The 18235-nt window shown below is 50.0% G+C and carries 11 protein-coding genes; 1 reads left to right on the top strand and 10 read right to left on the bottom strand.

Annotated elements, in window-relative coordinates; genetic code table 11:
* Window positions 1-27: 27 nt before the first annotated feature.
* On the top strand, window positions 28-792 hold the full coding sequence (locus tag WDY75_RS22950) for an aminoglycoside adenylyltransferase domain-containing protein (RefSeq protein WP_063478907.1): 765 nt from the start codon (window positions 28-30) through the stop codon (window positions 790-792).
* Between the two features lie 18 nt (window positions 793-810).
* Here WDY75_RS22950 and WDY75_RS22955 read toward each other — a convergent pair whose 3' ends face one another.
* The 10 genes from WDY75_RS22955 to WDY75_RS23000 all read right to left on the bottom strand — a co-directional run bounded on the left by WDY75_RS22955 (window position 811) and on the right by WDY75_RS23000 (window position 18167).
* Window positions 811-1311: a hypothetical protein gene (locus WDY75_RS22955; protein ID WP_063478906.1), complete on the bottom strand. Its 501-nt coding sequence runs from the start codon at window positions 1309-1311 to the stop codon at window positions 811-813.
* 410 nt (window positions 1312-1721) lie between these two features.
* On the bottom strand, window positions 1722-6383 hold the full coding sequence (locus WDY75_RS22960) for an S-layer homology domain-containing protein (RefSeq protein ID WP_063478905.1): 4662 nt from the start codon (window positions 6381-6383) through the stop codon (window positions 1722-1724).
* Window positions 6384-6506: 123 nt separating this feature from the next.
* On the bottom strand, window positions 6507-8045 hold the full coding sequence (locus tag WDY75_RS22965; protein ID WP_006208935.1) for an extracellular solute-binding protein: 1539 nt from the start codon (window positions 8043-8045) through the stop codon (window positions 6507-6509).
* Window positions 8046-8324: 279 nt separating this feature from the next.
* Window positions 8325-9242, bottom strand: coding sequence for a carbohydrate ABC transporter permease (locus WDY75_RS22970; RefSeq protein WP_006208934.1), 918 nt, complete (start codon window positions 9240-9242; stop codon window positions 8325-8327).
* Between the two features lie 16 nt (window positions 9243-9258).
* Window positions 9259-10227: an ABC transporter permease gene (locus WDY75_RS22975; RefSeq protein WP_063478904.1), complete on the bottom strand. Its 969-nt coding sequence runs from the start codon at window positions 10225-10227 to the stop codon at window positions 9259-9261.
* A 1602-nt stretch (window positions 10228-11829) separates the two neighbouring features.
* Entirely contained in the window at window positions 11830-13440 is a 1611-nt protein-coding gene (locus WDY75_RS22980) for a response regulator (protein ID WP_063478903.1), read from the bottom strand.
* A 35-nt stretch (window positions 13441-13475) separates the two neighbouring features.
* A complete protein-coding gene (locus WDY75_RS22985; protein WP_063479770.1) occupies window positions 13476-15269 on the bottom strand; it encodes a sensor histidine kinase in 1794 nt (597 codons plus the stop codon).
* Window positions 15270-15300: 31 nt separating this feature from the next.
* Window positions 15301-16857 carry an extracellular solute-binding protein gene (locus WDY75_RS22990; RefSeq protein ID WP_006208928.1) on the bottom strand — a complete coding sequence of 519 codons (1557 nt, stop codon included), beginning with the start codon at window positions 16855-16857 and terminating at the stop codon, window positions 15301-15303.
* Between the two features lie 203 nt (window positions 16858-17060).
* Window positions 17061-17492: a hypothetical protein gene (locus tag WDY75_RS22995; RefSeq protein ID WP_063478902.1), complete on the bottom strand. Its 432-nt coding sequence runs from the start codon at window positions 17490-17492 to the stop codon at window positions 17061-17063.
* 48 nt (window positions 17493-17540) lie between these two features.
* Complete coding sequence (locus WDY75_RS23000; RefSeq protein ID WP_036643034.1) at window positions 17541-18167, bottom strand: stalk domain-containing protein; 627 nt, start codon at window positions 18165-18167, stop codon at window positions 17541-17543.
* Between the last annotated feature and the right edge of the window lie 68 nt (window positions 18168-18235).

The following is an 18235-nucleotide window of genomic DNA, read 5'->3' on the forward strand; positions in this document are numbered from 1 at the left end:
TCACATAAGTTAAAGGTGGGCATCAAGTTGGACACACCCTTGGTTTTGAATCGTGTTGTAGATTTATTTAAAGAGGAGCTTGGTGGCAATCTGGTCGGCATATATTTGCATGGGTCATTGGCAATGGGATGTTTCAACCCGGACACCAGCGATGTGGATCTGCTGCTCGTGGTACGGGACAAGCTGACCAGGGAGCAGATGAGACGGCTTGCCAAGAACATCATAAATTTACACGATACCATGCCCAATCAGCAGGGATTGGAGCTTAGCCTTGTTCTGGAATCCAGCCTGCAGAATTTCGTGTATCCGCCCCCGTTCGAATTCCACTATTCCGCCTTTCATCGCGAGAGGTACCTGACCGACAACGAATATGTTTGTGGTGGATTCGAGGACGCTGACTTGGCCGCTCATTACACCGTGATCTATCATCGCGGCATTGCTTTGTACGGGAAACCGGTTCGAGAAGTCTTTGATCTTATCGACCGGCAGTATTACATCCAGGCGATTGTACAGGATGTGGAAGGCGCGGTGCAGGACATCACCAACTCACCCATGTACTATACGCTGAACCTGTGCCGAGTGCTGTACTATCTGAAGGAGGGCGTGGTATCCTCCAAAAAAGAAGGCGGTGAATGGGGCCTGCACGCACTCCCCTCCAAGTATCGTCCCTTGATTCAGCGCGCTTTAGCTCAATATAGCGGCGGTGCCCGTAATGCTGCGGATTCCGCACCGGATGAACTCATGTCGTTTGCGAGCGATATGCTCGCTCAAATTTATGAGTCGCTGGAATAGACAAGGGATACGCAAACCTTATAGAATAATATCGTTTATGGTTTCAATGAATCGTTTTTGATCTTGAGGATTATAGGCATCAGGCAAAAGACGGAGCAATTCATCTGTTCGATTTTTCAAGTCTTCAAACGTGCTAATATCATAATCTTCTAAATTAAATGCAGACATCCGTTCAAACATTGCCTCGTCGATATAAGATAAAAATAGTTCTATGCTATGCGAGTTCATCTTGGTTGAAGCCATAGAATTCTCAAATCGTATAAACGAATGAATGGATAAGTTAAGCCTTTCATCTGCGTTAATCAACAGATTCATATTTTCAACTTTTCCATTTGTTTCTACGACCTCACCCATCGTTTGACTGAAATACTCAAGCCCGTGGATAAATATTCTGTACGAGTTGGTATCTCCGATTCCATAATTATTTTTATGATGTGTGTATTGATATAGAAATACAGCAGACAATAAAACATTCAAGATGATAGAAACGATTAGAGTGATTTTTAGAGGTTTTTTCAATTTTTTCATTCCATTCAAAGAGGATTCATGTATTGTATAATTAACAGGAGCAGCAATGATTCATCCATTGCCAGGATACGGTTAAAATCCTATCATTATTAAAATAAAGATAGTAAACGAAATATTTACTATTATTTGAAATAATCGGTTTTATATGAAAAAAATGACCGATCAAGAGGTGATTATGATGAACGGTAAGACATTTGTTATTATCATGGTTGTTGTTTTGCTGGTAATTGGCGCATTCGCTTTAATCGCAGCGGAGCTCCTGAATTCATTAGGTAGCCCGGATAGCAATTGACACCTGTTTTCGGCTGCTTCGGACTAAAGCTGCATCAAGATCTGTGCTATTCCAGAGGCCTAATACATAAAAAATCCCCGTTCGTTGATAACGAGCGGGGATTTTGACTTTATCGATTCATGAATTCTGCCATCTGCAGCATTCTGGTTAATACTACCGCTCCTTCAGCCCGGGTGGAATGAGCTCCCGGCACGAACCTGTCGGCCGAACGTCCCTCCATCAGGCCTAATCTTACGATGGCCGATACGGCCTCTTCCGACCAGGCTGCAATGCTGTCGCGATCCTTGAATCCTTCCAATATAGATGCGGGGTCTCCTGCCTCCAGTTCCGTTCCGGCAAGCTTCAGCGCCCGGAGCAGCAAGACACTCATCTGCTCACGTGTAATCTCTTCGTTCGGACGAAACGTACCATTGCTGAAGCCCTCGATCAGCCCATTCTCCACAGCAGTGGCCACAGCGGCTGCATACCAATCGTTTGTCTTCACGTCCTGGAAGCCCGCATCGGCTCCCTGCTCCTTCAGTCCAAGAGCACGAACGAGCATCGCGGTAAACTGCGCCCTCGTGATCGGCTCATTCGGACCAAAACGCGTATCACTTAAACCCTCGATCACTTTTTTCGAAGCCAGCAGCGATACGTCCTCGCGTGCCCAATGACTTGTTAAATCCGCAAACGTCTTCGCATAGGAGACAACGGAATACACTCCACTCTCCGTCCATTTAAACTCCGCATGGGATTTTCCGTTGGCCGTTCGAATGAGTGCCGGCACGAACACTGCCTTGCCGGATGCCGGATCCCATCGTAACACCGTCGTTTGGGATGGGCTGACGACACGGGACACCACCTTGGTAAACTTCGCGTAAGCTCCCTTCAGTGCTGGTAGCGTCGATAACTTGTCACCCTGTTTCCAGGCCAAGGTTATAGCAAGCGACGCATCCAGCATGGAGGCTCCATCCTCCATGGCTGCCTTCATCCGGTCCTCTTCTTCTTTCGAAGCAAAACCGATGCGAATTTGCAGGCTATCGGCCGTTCCCCGACGCTGCAGCGCTTCCGTCAGCGACTGCAGCGGAATTTCCAAGCGGCCAAGGGAGGATTCCAACAGGATGGATCCCTCTGGCAGCTCCTTCACCGCAGCGCTCAGTCCCTGAACCGGCAAGTGAAGAACGACGGAATCCGACGTGTCCGTCACCGTATACGTAAGCAGGCGCGAGGCCGCAGGCAGCTTGCTGAGACGTTCCACATCCGCGAGCATGGCGCTCTCGTTTGCATCCGCTACGATGACCGTACGACCACCCTCAGCCGTTTCTTTTTTGATACTCAGGCGCTCTGGCACAGGTGGTTTAGGAGGTGTCGTTCCACCAGATGAACCGGAGCCGCTACCAGGAGAACCTGGATGGCCTGGCTCCGATCCCCCATCACCCGTTGAGGTCCGGATCACCTCAAATGTTTTACTGTTTGTTTTGTATTCGTCAACGAATACATCCACCGTGATGGAGTTCACACCGGTCGCCAGCGGAATATTAGCAGTAAATTCTCCGCTCGCTGACATGACGGCCTCCGCACCATTAACCTTCACGGTTGCTTTGCCTGGTCCCAGAACTTCAACCATGCCTTTTAATGCAAGCTGGCTGTCGCGCGTTTCTTTGCCTTCATCATCCATCAGTCCGCTTAGTACCGCCGAACGAACCTGGTCGCCCGCATTATAGGCATTGGCAACAAGCTGCCGCAGCGTTCTTGTGCCTGAAGGATCCAGCGTCGAAATCACGAAGCCGCCTTGCGGAATGACGCTGTTGTTCTCCTCCGGCGATCCCCAGCTCCATTTAATGGCTTGGTTCCGATTGACCACGCGTGTGACGTGACCCGTGGGGTCCACAACCACTTCAACCCCGAAGCGGTTCGTACCGGTTGAGTAACCGAAGGCCTCCGTCATCACATTGACGTTGCCCTCAATCCGGTTAATATTATAGAAATTGCCTTCGAGGAACGAATCCGGACTTCCAGGCAAACTCATGCCAAGCTGGTAATCCTTCACCCACTCCTTATCCTGCAGAGCAGCTGCCGCAATCGGCCAGTTGACCTGGGATGCATCAAACAGCATAAGTCCGTTCGTGGATTTCAAGCCCGCCTGGAACACTTCGCGCTGAACGGCCGGTGCCTGCACATTGTTCATCGCAATGCCCGCATACAGCGGAATTTCCCCGTTCGTAACGATGTTGCCAAGCGTGATGTATTTCTGAATTTCCTGACTGGTGGTTTGATACGCCCCGATCATCAGGAAATCCAAATGCTCGATATACCCGGTCTGATAATATTCCGGCGTATACACCGATTCGTCCGGCATGCCGAGCGCGGGATTAAACCGGAAGTTCTTGCTGCCCCAGTTAACGCCGTTCAAATAATACGTTTCGTACCAGGATCCTACATAGGAGGAGACTTCGATCTTTCTTCCCTTTGACGCTTCGTAGGAATCCACCAGCGTCTTCACTTCGCCGAAGAAGCTCTGAATCGTCCCTGAGCGGAATTCCCACCAATCCTGAATCAGTGGGCCGTATACTCTTGCATTGTTTTCATAGTAGAAGATATCGTTTGGCCAATTGACAAGCTGCTTGCCCCGGGCCTGCAAAAACTGCTCGAACTTCACGCGGGTTTCGTCACTGAAATCGGCCCCTTCGTTGTCATACCGGCTCCGGTCATGGATAACGCCGTCCACATCATAGTTCTTCATGATTTCTTCAAAGGTTCTGAGCTGATAATTTCGGACCTCGTCATTGGACGGGTTGACAAAGGCTACCAAGCCCTGCTTTTTGCTTTCGCGAAGACGCTTGATCTCCCCGTTGTTTTCAGGAAAATACACGCGCTCCTCCCAGTCGAGGTGATCGTTCAGAACCGCATACTCGTTATGAGCGATCGATCCCTCGGCAAACACGTTGATTGCCGCATGAATCTCCAAACCAAGCGCATGGCCGTGGTCAATGAACTCCTGCAGCAGGTCCAGATCCGGGCTTGCTCCCGCTTTTTCGGGTGCCTTGATCTCACTGACGTAAGGTCTGCCTGTCAGGTCATTCTTTTTATACGATACATACCCTTCAACGCCTTTTACATCAAACGCAATCGAAGTAACACCCGTCTCCTTGGCTTTTGTCAGAAAAGCCAGAACATCCTCGCTGGTTTTGAACTTTCTCGCATTGGAAGCCTGGTCCACCCAGAGAATAACTTCTTTTTCCGGGGAAAACCCAGGTCTTGCAAACACCGCAAGATGACGAACATCCTGCTCGATGTCATTCTTCAGCACTTTGACTTCGATATAGTTGGTCCCATTCGCAAGCGTATAAGTGTAGGAGAATGAACCATCTGCTTGAAAAGAAATCTCGTTATCGTTCATCAGCAGTTTAATCGCCGTGATATCGTCCATGTTGTCAATGCGGCCAGAAATCACGGTGCTGCCTTCCGTTACCGTATACATCGCCTGGTTATCCAGCGTAAGCCGGGCAATAAGCCCGTTGCCGCTCATGATGTCGCGTACCTGTACCACTTCTCCGTTCTTGCGCAGCTTAATCATGTCCCCAACCTTAAAGTTCTCGGCCAAATACCGCTTGATGTTATTGCCTGCATAGCTGTTGTCCTGTGCCATCAGCACATAACCGCCTTCAGGTATTTCAAGATCGGTCGGTCCAGTCCATACCGGAGGTTTGCCGTCGATGGATGGATTAATGACCCTTAGTACACGATTGTTGGCATCCACCTGCACGGCAACATTGGTCTGAGGAATCGTGATGGCGGTGCCATAATCCCTTGTAAACACCGCCACGATGTTAGGCACGCCCGTGACATCCTTGTCAACGTAATCCAGCTGCTTGCGCGGACCTTCAATGTCGATGGTAATGTCCTTTGGCGCCGCCTCAACTTCAATATAATCCTGGTTCTCAATCGGTTCATACACGATGTTCAGCGTTTGAGCAGCCAGTTCGCCCTCTCCCTTGAACAGCTTAACTTCAGCTGCGTTCGGACCCGGCTCCAAATAAACATTCGTGCGAAACACCCCATCCGCTGTAAGCGTGCTCTCATCGCCATTGACGGTGACGCTTAAATCCAGGTCCTCGGCATAATTAGCCACAAAACCTGCAATCTCAACGACCGGAATATCCACGGTTGTATCGTTTGGTGTAATCAGATGCAGCTCCGGCGGCAGCGGATCCGGACCTGGGCCCGGGCCCGGGCCGGGCTGCTCCGGCAGGAAATCGGCCGCAGTCACCTCTACTCCAGCTTGCATCAGCTTCACCGAGTCTCCCGTTTTGTTATGATTAAAGAGAGGTTTCTGAAAAAGGGATTGATCCCACGCATTGGTGCCGCCAGCTACAACAACGTAACCCCCGACAGGAATCGGCAGCAATGTGCCGGGATCCCAGGCAGTCGGCGGATCGCTGTCCGGTCCAACGATATCCTGTACGATGCCGCTTGCATCCACAGCAACCGCAACCTGCAGCGTCGGAACCCACACCTCGCCGGTATATACGGAGCCCGTAACGGTTGCACCGCTGGTGTACAGTGCCAAATAATCATTTTCCCCTTCCAGCGGGTCACCTGCCACGTTAATATCCGTAAACTCCAGACTCTGTCCGCCTTGGGAGACCAGCGTAATCGGGTCGGGACTCGCGCTTTGAGCCGGGGAAGCTTCGTTATCCGCGAACGCGGAAGAACCAACCGGCACGATGAGTGATACGATCAGCGAAAGACTGAGGAGCAGAGCAATCCGCCTGCGAAATAAACGATACATTAATGATTACCACCCTTCTTGTATTAAGAATGAACCGTGCTCTTTAAATTCAACCAACACCTCTTTATTCTTAATTTTGAAAAAGCAGCTGCAAATGCAGACTGCTTCTTCAAATGAAATCATTTACTTCGTGGATTGGAACCATTCATTCGCTGCGTTTACCATATCGGCTCCACCTTCAGCTCTCCATTGAGCAAGGAATTGATCGTATGCATCAATCGGCTTCGCTCCGGAAATGAATTGCAGCACATTGTCATCCAGCATGGTTGTCAATTTCAACTGATATTTGGATACAGCTTCAATTGGCGGTGCTGTTGACATCGGATCCACTACGATAATACCCTCGGCATTTTTCTGGAAAGCTTCGAAATGTGCTTGCAGAACCGGATCCTTACGAACGCGTGCCTGCCAGTAGATCGGGTACTTCTCTTCATCGACACCTGTAAGGAAACTGCTTGCATTGTTGAGCTCATCATTAAAGATCGGCAGAATTGGATAGTACTTACCGTCCTTCACTTCATGATGGACGCCTTCTTTACCCAGCGCGATGCCTTTGAACGTCTCAGGCTCCAACTTCGCGTTCAGGAATTCCATCGCGGCTTCCTTGTTCTTTGAGGATTTCAGGATAGCTACATACCAAGTGGTGTTCGTTTTAACACCGACAACGGCTTTGCCGTCTTTGCCTTTCAGGTAAGGGATGATGGACGTTTTGGCATCCGGGAAGTTTTTCGTAAGCGCATCAATCGTTGTCCCGGCATTCCACCAGGCCAGCTCATACATCGCAGCTTTACCACCCGAAAACTTTTCAATGGATTTCTGTGCGGTATTAATCGGAGTCTCGTTATCGAGCAATCCTTCTTTATACAGTTTGTTCATAAAGGTTAGGTACTCTTTCATCTCTGGAAGCTCCGCCCGATGCATCAGCTTGCCGTCGACCTCTTTCCAATCCGTCAAAACACCAAATGTCGTGGCAATGTTGCCATAAATAGCAGGGGCCTTATTGCTCACCGTGAGCGGAATGACATTTTTCTTCTCTTTGATCGTTTTGAGCACATTGTAAAGCTCATCGGCGTTTGTCGGTGTGGACAGTCCCAATTCATCCATCCAATCCTGTCTAACCACCAGTTCCTCCCCGATACTTACGCCTGCTCCAGTCTCGGGAATGCCGTAAATCTTCCCGTCGATGGTGGCACTGCCGAAGGATTCCTGCTTAATGGATTGCTTAATATAATTGCCGTGGGATTCCAGCAGCTCATCAATTGGCTCAAGTGCTCCCGCAGATGCCAGATTGTAGAACTGGGCTGCATTCAATTTCACCAGATCATAATTGTCTTTGCTGGATACGAGCAGGTTCAGCTTCTCGTCCGCATTTTCTGCCGGCAGCAGTTCATATTCCACATTGAATCCGGTTCTTTCCTGGATGTACTTGGCCGCATATTCAGTCTTCGGATCAAACAATCCATATTGCATGATCATGCGCAGACCCGGTTTTTCAGCAGTTTTCCCTCCGTCCCCTTCATCTTTCGGGGTCGTAGCCGGCGTATCCGAAGGCTGAGCTGCCGGTGTATCGGTCGTGCCGCCTCCCCCGCCGCCGCATCCGGACAGCGCCAGCGTAAATCCGAGAATTCCAGCCAGTACTGCGGATTTTTTAATCTTGATCATGGATAACCCTCCTTGTGATTGAGAAATTCAATGAATCCTGCCACCTGAGCAATACGAAGCGCATCACCACCTTTATAAGAGAACCCCACAAAGTGGGGCCTTGCTCCGAAGTCCATTCAGGTACTTTGTGGGGACCCCGGAAATTATAATAATGTTAAGAAAAACGTCTATCGACGTGCTTTCTCTAGAGATCGACCGCTTATAGAGGACATTTTTCCTATGAAATAAGGTGGGTAACCTTCCGGTACTTCCTTGTCTCTTAAGAAACACCTGATGAATCTAGCCTTTAACCGAACCTACCAGCACGCCTTTGACAAAGTACTTTTGCAGGAATGGATACACCAGCAAAATCGGGATCGTTGCCAGCAGGATTGAAGAAGCCTGTATGGACTGAGGTGTTGCGTTAATCGCGGCGTCGACATTATCCTTCAGGAAATCCCCGCTGGACGAAACCAGCAGCTCCTTCAGGTACAACTGCATGGGTTTGATCGCCGGATCGGTAATGTAGATCATCGCCGCAAAATAGTCATTCCAGAAAGCGACCGCAAAGAACAATCCAATCGTTGCCATGACGGGAAGCGAGAGCGGCACAATGACCGAGACGAGGATGCGGATATTCCCCGCGCCGTCCAGCTTGGCGGATTCCTCCAGCTCATCCGGAAGACCCTCGAAATAGTTTTTAATAATGAGCATGTTGTACACATTCACCATCGCTGGCAGGAACAACACCGGAAAGGAGTTTACCAAGTTCAAGTTCTGCATAAGCAGGTAAGTCGGAATCAGGCCGCCGCTGAAGAGCATCGTGAATACGAAGATCAACAGCAGTCCTTTTCGTCCCCGCAGTCGGTATTTGGACAACGGATAAGCCGTGAGCGTAGTCAGGAACAGGCTGCAGGCCGTTCCCACCACTGTCAAAAAAATGGACACCTTGAGCGAATTCAGGAACATGGAATCCTGAAGCACATATTTGTAGGTTTCGAATTGAACCCCGACCGGGAGCAGCCCTACCTGCCCTGATATGACGGCGCCCTCGCTGCTCAAGGATTTGGCGATCAAATTCATGAAAGGCAGCAGCGTGGTTAAGCCCATCACAATGAAAAAAGCATAATTGAATACCGAGAAGCATTTTTCCGAAAACGAGGTTTGGATGACACCTCGGGTGGTGTTTGTTCCTTCCAAAGCTTTTTTGTGATCCATATGCGCCATCCTTTCTTTACCAGATCCCGCGCTGTAAGTATTTTCTGCTCATAGAATTGCCAATGATGACCAACGTGAAGGATATAATGGCTTCGAACAAGCCAACCGCGGTGGAGAAGCTGTAATCCTGGTTCCCGAGACCCTGCCGGTATACATAGGTTCCGATGACATCCGACACCTGGTACACCACCGGATTATACATGACAAGAATTTGCTCCGTTCCCGCTTCCAGCACGTTCCCGAGCCGCAGGATAAACATCAGGACAATAATCGGCGCGATCCCCGGCAGCGTGATATGCCACAGCTGCTTCCAGCGTCCGGCCCCGTCAATCTTCGCGGCTTCATACAGCATCGGGTCAATCATTGTAAACGCTGCCAAATATACGATCGTGCTCCAGCCCGTTTCCTTCCAGCCTGCGGACGTGATCAGCACGCCCCGGAACACGCTGTTATCCAGGAAAAAAGCAATCTGCTCCATCCCCAGGGATACCAGCAATTTGTTGACGATTCCTCCGTTTGTTGAGAGGAGATCGATAAACAATCCGCCAACGATGACCCAGGACAGGAAATGCGGAAGATAGATGACGGTTTGCACCGTGCGTTTAAATACCATATTCCTCAGCTCATTGAGCATCAGGGCAATCATAATGGGGAGAGGAAACAAAATCACGATTTTCAGGAAGCTGATGATAACCGTATTTTTGAATACCTGCGCAAAGTCCGGCGACGTGAACAGCTTCTCGAAATGCTTCCATCCTACCCACGGGCTGTCGGCAAATCCGGTGAAGATGTTGAAATCCTTAAATGCAATCGTAATCCCGTACATCGGTGTGTATTTGAACAGTAAAATGAACAAGATGCCCGGCACGAGCAGCAGGTAAAGATCCCACTCTTTCCAAATGTCCGTCCCTAAACGGCCCCAGTATCCTCGTTTTGGTTTTATCTCTCTATGCGGTGCCGGCGATGGTTCTATCGTGGGTTTCATCGACTCGTCTCCCCCTTTCTATTGATTCAATCTCCTTGGTTACTACACATTGTAATTCGCGCCGAGGAGACTGAGTAGGCGAGGATGATTACTATTTATGGTAATATGATGTTGTGTTGGGGCATAGACGTCAGTAATTATGACATGAGGTTACGGCAGGCGTTTCATGAGGTGTTAACTTGTCACGATCGGCTAATCGCTGCCAACGAAATTCAAATCTGAAATTCAAAGCATACCCTGCCAAAAAAAGAGGATGGTTCATCACTCCGCATACGGATTGTCCTTCCGATCCCTGTTACCCCCGGATTTCATCTGAATGGATAGATAATGTGGAAATCCGGGGATAAAGGAGACCGCTGCCGCTTCTCCAGAACAATTCCGCCTGCTCCGTTGAAGCTTGCTCATTAGGGTTTAGGCGGTCGATTTATGGCTTGCCGTGCACCGTCGCCAAAGGCAGCACCTCGTCTGCTCTGCGCCGAGCTTGGCCTTTCTGCACAACCATCTGAAGCGCCCATGCGGGTGATTACTTCCGTCCTGCCGATGGTTGGGTCTGGAGGGATAAACAAACGAGCCGTTCGGGATGTATGCCCCGAACGGCTCGTTTGGTTAGTTTATGTACTGCGCGCGCTCTGCTGCGCTGCGTTTTACCCCCTCCCCCACTTCAAGGGGGAGAGGCTTTGGGGGTAGTATGAACCCACGCGGACCAGCGGAGAGGACGTATCGATTCCGGAAAAGCGGTAGCGGTCGGCTGAAAGTTTTCCATAGGAAAACTCACATCGAAAGCATAATCTGGAGCCGAATTTCTTCCTCCGTAACCATCATTCCAGAAATTCGGCGACAACAGCGATTGGAGGAACGATATGACCGCGGAGCGGGCTTCACATCTCTACCTCCCCCACCCTCATGGGGGGAGGCTATTTGGGGCGGTTTGAACCCACGCGGACCAGCGGAGAGGACGTATCGATTCCGGAAAAGCGGTAGCGGTCGGCTGAAAGTTTTCCATAGGAAAACTCACATCGAAAGCATAATCTGGAGCCGAAATTCTTCCGCTGTCATCATCATTCCTGGAAATTCGGCGACAACAGGTATTGGAGGAACGATATGACCGCGTAGCGGGCTTCACGTTTCTTCCTCCCCCCAACTACAAGGGGGAGAAGCTTTTTGTGGGCATGACCCCCACGGACCAGCGGAGAAGACGTATCGATTCCGGAAAAACGATAGTGGTCGCCTTTGGAGCCGAAATTCTTCCGCTGTAATCATAATCCCAGGAATTTCGGCGACAACAGCGATTGAAGGAACGATACGACCGCGGAGCGGGCTCCCTCCTTTCTTCCTCTCCCCACTTCAAAGGGGGATACGTTTTTTGTGGGCATGACCCACACGGACCAACGGAGAGGACGTATCGATTCCGGAAAAGCGGTAGCGGTCGGCTGAAAGTTTTCCATAGGAAAACTCACATCGAAAGCATAATCTGGAGCCGAATTTCTTCCGCTGTAATCATAATCCCAGGAATTTCGGTGACAACAGCGATTGAAGGAACGATACGACCGCGGAGCGGCTTTCAGATGTGTGCAGTAGTGCCGTACAGCCTCTCCCGCATGCTCATCCCTTAAACTCCCCCGGGTTCACGCCCCAATACTTGCGAAACACCTTGGTGAAGTAACTGACATCGCGGTACCCGACCAGCCTGGCGGCATCGTACACCTTAAATCCATCCTGCAGCAGCGACTTGGCCCGTTCCATTTTGCGCTCCAGCACATAGGTAGAGAAGACTACCCCCATTTCCTGCTTGAACAGCCGGCTGAGGTAGGAGGAATTGACGTATAAACGGTCTGCTACCGTATGCAGCGTAATCTCCTGGTCCATCTCCTCCTCAAGCAGATTCAGAATATCCTTCACCACCTGATTGCTCGTCGTTTTCCGCTGCTCGCTCATAAACGCGACAATATGTTTCACCGTTCGCTCCAGGAGCGAGAACGTCTGCATTTTAGTGCTGAGCAGTTTGACGTTTTGGAAATAATCGATATCTTCGCCAACCACGCGTTTCACCGTCCAGCCCTGCTTCTGGATCATTCGGGTGAAAAAGCTGTTCATATAAAGAACCGCCTCATGGAATTCGTCCGAGGATTCGGATCTCGTAAAGGCCTCCTCCCACAACCCCTTGAGCGCCTCCAGCGCCTTACTTTCGTCCGCCGTTTCCAGCGCGATCTCAAGGGCCTTCTCCAGGTTCTGCTGCACGATCACGCCCTGGATATCCCGTCTCAGCTGTTCCCGGTAAGGAATCGCGAGATCGTGTCCATACACGACGCGCTCCTGCAGGGCCCGGCAGGCCTGTACATACAGCAGGCTCATTTCTTCAATCGTGCCGATGGATGCACATATGCCCGCACTTGCCGTTAACTTCAGCACTTCCCTCGTTTGCGAGAGGAGCTTGGATACATCCGCGTTCAGCCGCAGCATGGCCTCCTTGGCATCCTGGTCCTCCTCCACAATCAGCACCAACAGCAGCAGGTTGCCCGAATCCGATGTAATCCAGCGGGAAGGATGGGGCAGCAGCTCCTTCGCCAGGCACTGCATGGTAAACTGCAGCAGCTCCACATCTCCACGTTGAAACCGGGTCTCATGCTCAGGCAACGGGTCCAGATCCACCACAGCCACCGCAATACGGTCATGCTCCTTCAGCGGAATATATAACTCCCTGCTCTTGCTGAGAATGTCCTGCCTCGTATATTTGCCGCTGATCCATTGGATGAAAAATAGGTTTTGCAAATACGGAAGATTATCCTTCCATTTCTGCTCCAGCGCCGCCTTGCGCTGCCACTGCTCCAGATCCCCTCGAAGCTGCTGTCTCGCTTCCAGCACAGCCTCGAGAATTTCTTCCTCGCCGGCCGGCTTCAACAAATATTTGGACACCCCGTATTCCAGCGCAATCTGCGCGAATTCAAAGTTATCATGTCCGCTCAGGATGATCATTTTCATTAATTTGCTGATTTCCTGTCGGCTTCGCAGTTCGCCAAGGAGCGTCAGTCCATCCATTTCAGGCATCTGCACATCGATCAGCATGATATCAGGCTTCTTCCTGCTCACTAGCTCAAGTGCCTCGACTCCGTTAGATGCCATTCCCACCACTTCAATCCCGTGTTTGTCCCACGGGATATTGTGGGCTAGTGCATTGCGCAGCCGAGGTTCATCTTCCACAATCATGAGATTCATTCAGGTCCTCCCCTTTTAAGCCATCTAGAAATGAACTATAACTCCATATTAACTTCCTTGCAGCGGTCCAGCGGAATGGAGATGGTGACGGTTGTGCCTTCGCCAGGCACACTGTGCACCGTCAGATTGGCCTCCCTGCCGTAATACAGCTTCATCCGGCTAAATACATTGCGAAGACCAAACAGATCCTTCACATTCTCCTCATCCTGAGAGGAAGCCGGCACGCTCCGGGAGCCCATCATTGCAAGTTCATGCTGTATGTAACGCAGCCTTTCCTCTCCGATGCCCGGTCCATTGTCCTGTACACTGATCACTACCGTATTCCCCTTCTCAATACAGCTGGAAATCTTCAGGCATCCCCCTGATGACTTCCCCTCCATGCCATGAATGATGGCATTCTCTACCAAGGGCTGAAGCAGGAGCTTCAGGAGTGGTACTCTCTTGCTGTCTTCCGAAATCTGATAGTCTACGGTGAAATTGTCCATGAAGCGAAGCTGCTGAATGCGCAAATAGTAGTGCAGGTGGGTGATGCTCTCCTCAATCGTGAACACCTGCCTGCCCTTGTTCAGGCTCAATCGGAAAAACTTCGACAGATTCATGACCATCTCGCTGATCTCATCCGCATCATAATTCTTCGCCGTCCAATAGATCGAATCCAGCGTATTGTACAGAAAATGCGGGTTGATCTGGGATTGCAAAAATTTCAGCTCCGTTGTGGTCAATCTCAGCTGCTGCTCATAATGGTCCTCGATCAGATGCTTCTGTACCACAGCCATTTTGTTAAACGACTGGATAAGAAAACCGAACTCGTCCTTTCGCTTGGTATCAACGTGGATGTTCAGCTCCCCGCTGCTGAGCCGCTTCATTCCGCGGGCCAATTTGAGTACAGGGGACGCAATTCCACTGTAAACCACCCACGAAATAATGATGGCCAGCAGGACGCTAAGCACGATTATCGCAACCGTGAACAAGCGCAGCTGATCGGTTTCTTTATACAGCTCACTCTTCGGCTGGACCAGCTCAAGACGCCATGTTGAATAATCCGAGTCAATGGTGACGGTCATCTCTTTGTCGGAGATCTCCTCCTCGTACACTCTGCCGGTCTCCACCACCACTTCTCCCTTTTCGTTTAACAGGGCAATCCGGCTGTTCTCCGAAGGCAGCAGCGTCTTGATAATATTCAACAGCTTGCTCTCGCTGAAAGACACGACCAGCAGGTTCGACTGCCGTTCACCGTTATATAAGTCCATGGCCCGAATCAAGGAAATGCTGTCCGTGTTGGTCATCTGACCAAAAGAGACGCCTTCCGCCACAGGGTATTCCGACATAACGTAGGAAATCCCCGTTCCGTTTCTCCGGGCAGCTTCGACGAGCCATTCCTGCTGAGTTTCGCCCATCAACCTTTTTCCTCCGTAATGGGTGGAAATAAACATGTTGGATGCCTGGTGGTACACGGTAATCTGGGACACATACCGGTTCACCGACACAAAATCCGATAACTGATCCAGGATATAAGAAAAATCCACAATCGATTGAGGTGAGAAATTGGTGCTGTTTTTATTGAGCAGCTCGTTCATTCTAAGATCACCAGAGATTAGGGAAGAGATCTCCTCCACATTTTGCAGTGCCAGATCAAAATGATTCATCGCAGACGATAAGGCCATCTCTGTCCGTTCGACGGCCTGTTCATAGAGAATGGCTCTGGACCGCTCTACCGCAAACAGGCTGATGATAACCAGCGGCAGCAGGATCAGCAGAAAATAACCGGTCAACCGGGTTTGAATATTTTGCGAAAATCGATCCCTGATCCAGCGAAACATTGCCATCATTCCATCTCCCCCTCCCTCGCCCAAATCGTCCTCATGGTTTGGCATACCATTCATTAACTTCCTTCGTAATTTCATCTCCTCCTTCTTCCTTCCACGTCTTCACATAGTCATCGAAGGCATCCAGGGGCTCAAGTCCCATAATGATTTTCGTAAACACATCCTCCAGATTTTTAAGCTTATTGTTGTACTTTGTCATGGCAGGTGTAGGGACTCCGTAGAATGCGTTGGGAATGATATGATGATTAATCATCTGCAAGTTGTTGTATAAATTGAAGTCGCCGAGCGAGTCAAGCCGTTCCTTAAACAGCAATTCATCCGGCACGTCGACCAGGGACTGGTAGATCCCGCGATATAAATGCTTGTCATGAAGCGTAAAATCCGTAACAATCTCCCCGTCCTCCCACTTCCAAATTTCATTCTCGAAGCCCAGCTTCAGCGTTTTGTAATCACTGGCGATAAAATCCAGCATCTTGATCACCTCGGCAGCATTTTCCGAGCTGGCCGGAATGACATTGTAGCCGCGGATAATATCCTTGCCTTCCACCCCTTTAAAACCGGAAGGTCCAGTCGGATATGGAAGCGGAATCCATTCTGCCTCCGGATCCTTGTTCATGTTGGCCGCAATCGGCCCCCGCGTGTCATACCATGCCGCGGAGAACAGCCCTACCGTGCCATTTTCTATTTTTTCGAACAGATTGTTCTGTAAATTCAAAGGGAATTCCCGATCCAGTAAATTCTCCTGATACAACTTGGCAAAAAATGCGAGGGTCTCCTTCGTTTCAGGCAAAATGTTTCCGTTCACAAGCTGCCCGTCCCGTTCAAACCACATATTCCGCTGCGTACCGAAAGCACCGAAAAACGGGGAGGAGCGCCCCAATTTCGAGGTAAGGGTTAACCCGATCGTATCCTGAAGGCCGTTGCCGTCCGGATCATCCAGGGTAAAGGCGCGGATGACTTCATAATATTCCTCCAGCGTTTCAGGAGGTTTCAGGCCGAGCCGATCGAGCCAATCCTTGCGCGCATACATGAGCTCTGCTCCGGTCACTTCATTCAAGCTGGGAACCGCATAGATTTTGCCGTCATATCTCACCCGATCCCACACCTCCGGCGGAATTTTCTCTCTCAGATGGGGACCATACTTGTCAATTAACTCGTCCAGCGGCATAAACGCTTTCTGTTTGACATAGTTGTCAAACCATACCGGCTCATAGGTATGAAGCATATCCGGCAAATTGCCTGAAGACATAATCACATCAAGCTTCTCGTTGTATACCTCAGGCGGCGGCAGATTAACCCCAATCTCAAGTCCGGTACGCTCTTCAATGTAATTTAAATACGGATTGTCATTCTCATCCATGCCTGCAGGGAACGTCATCCCGAGACTCGAAATGACGATGTTGATTGAAGCACTCTTCGGTTGATTTTCCGGCGGGCTGTCCTCCTCTGCAGGATTTGGACCGCTGCATCCGGCAGCGAAGAATATCAGAAATACACATAGAAGAATTAGAACGTTACCTTTTAGCAGCCTTGACCCCTCTCGACCCACTCGTTGAATAAACTCATCATTACAGGCCTTGTTCTTCGGCATATGTCCTCACTCCCTCTAACTGGTAAGCTAATACTACTATATAACGATTTTATGGTGAGTTAGATCACCTTTATAATCATTCTGTAATGAAATCCGGCTTCCTTCACCCAGGCAAAAGAAAAGAGCCGATACCCTGGTCATTCCCGAACCAGGGTACGGCTCTACATGAAGCAACAAATATGGTTCCTGTCATACTCCAACTACTATTTCGGCTCCTCTTGGTCTCGAGTCTCCTCCAGCAAGGGGATTTCTTTGCGCAACTCTTCCGATTGCACTTGGATCACTTCGAACGTACGGCCGCAGTGGGCACAGAATTTGGCGTTGAGCGCTGAGCTGTTGCCACAGCCTCTGCATACCTTCTCATCCGTAAGATTGGCGATGTGAAGCAGATTTTGCTCGATTTCAAAATTCAATTGATGGATCTTGGCTACATAGCTTTGGATGCTCTCCTCTTCGGGCGGCCATTCCCCCGCCTCAGTTGCAGCAAATACAACTTTTCCGATTTCCAGCAGCTGCTCATCGATATCACTCTTCTTACCGTTGTTTTGCAGCTTTAACCGATTAACTTCAACCAGGATTTTGGCTTTGTTTCCGGCGTCAGACACGCCGGCCTTAAATTTATCAAAAAAACTCAAGCTGCACTCTCCCTCTCTGTTTGACTTCTTTTTCGAGCTGTCATCATTTTATTCCTTCAGTGCGATTCTCAGAATTTTATCATGGTCCGTGTAGTTAATGCCAGCACCAAGCCCCCTTGCAAATACCTGAACAGGCACATAAGTCACGCCATCGATGACCTTGGGAGCGACTGCCACGGTCTCCGATTTACCGTTGTAATATATCGTTTTGCTTCCGATCGTAAGCGTTATTTTATGATTCCCTCTTTGCACACCAATGCTGGCAGCTTCACGATTCCAGGTGACCCTAGCCCCCATTCCCTCTGCAATTTCCCGCAGCGGCACCAAGTTGATGTTGTTATACACCAAGGGCTCACTATCAAATTTCACCAGGCCGCCGTTGACATAAACCTTAAGACCGGACTTGGCATAGGCCGGAGCAGCCGGCTTCGGCGCGGACTTAGGCGTGCTGTTTTGCGATGATTTCGCCTTGGGTGCGGATGAAGACGACTTGCTGCCGGAAGAGCTTCCTCCCCCGTTATGATAATGATACTCCCCATATGACAGCCCCCAGCGTTCACAATTGGTTCGGCAGGTGTGCCCGCCGTTGGCATCCGTTCTTCCCGGATGTGCTGATACGACCGAGCCTGATACAAGCAGTAAAGCAAGGGTACAGCATAACATTTTTTTCTTCATGACATCGTAACCCCCTGGTATAATATCCCTCCAGTACATTCTAGCATATTCCTATATAGGAGATTCAT

It is taken from the genome of Paenibacillus glucanolyticus (assembly GCF_037333485.1).
Taxonomy (GTDB): Bacteria; Bacillota; Bacilli; order Paenibacillales; family Paenibacillaceae; genus Paenibacillus_AQ; species Paenibacillus_AQ glucanolyticus.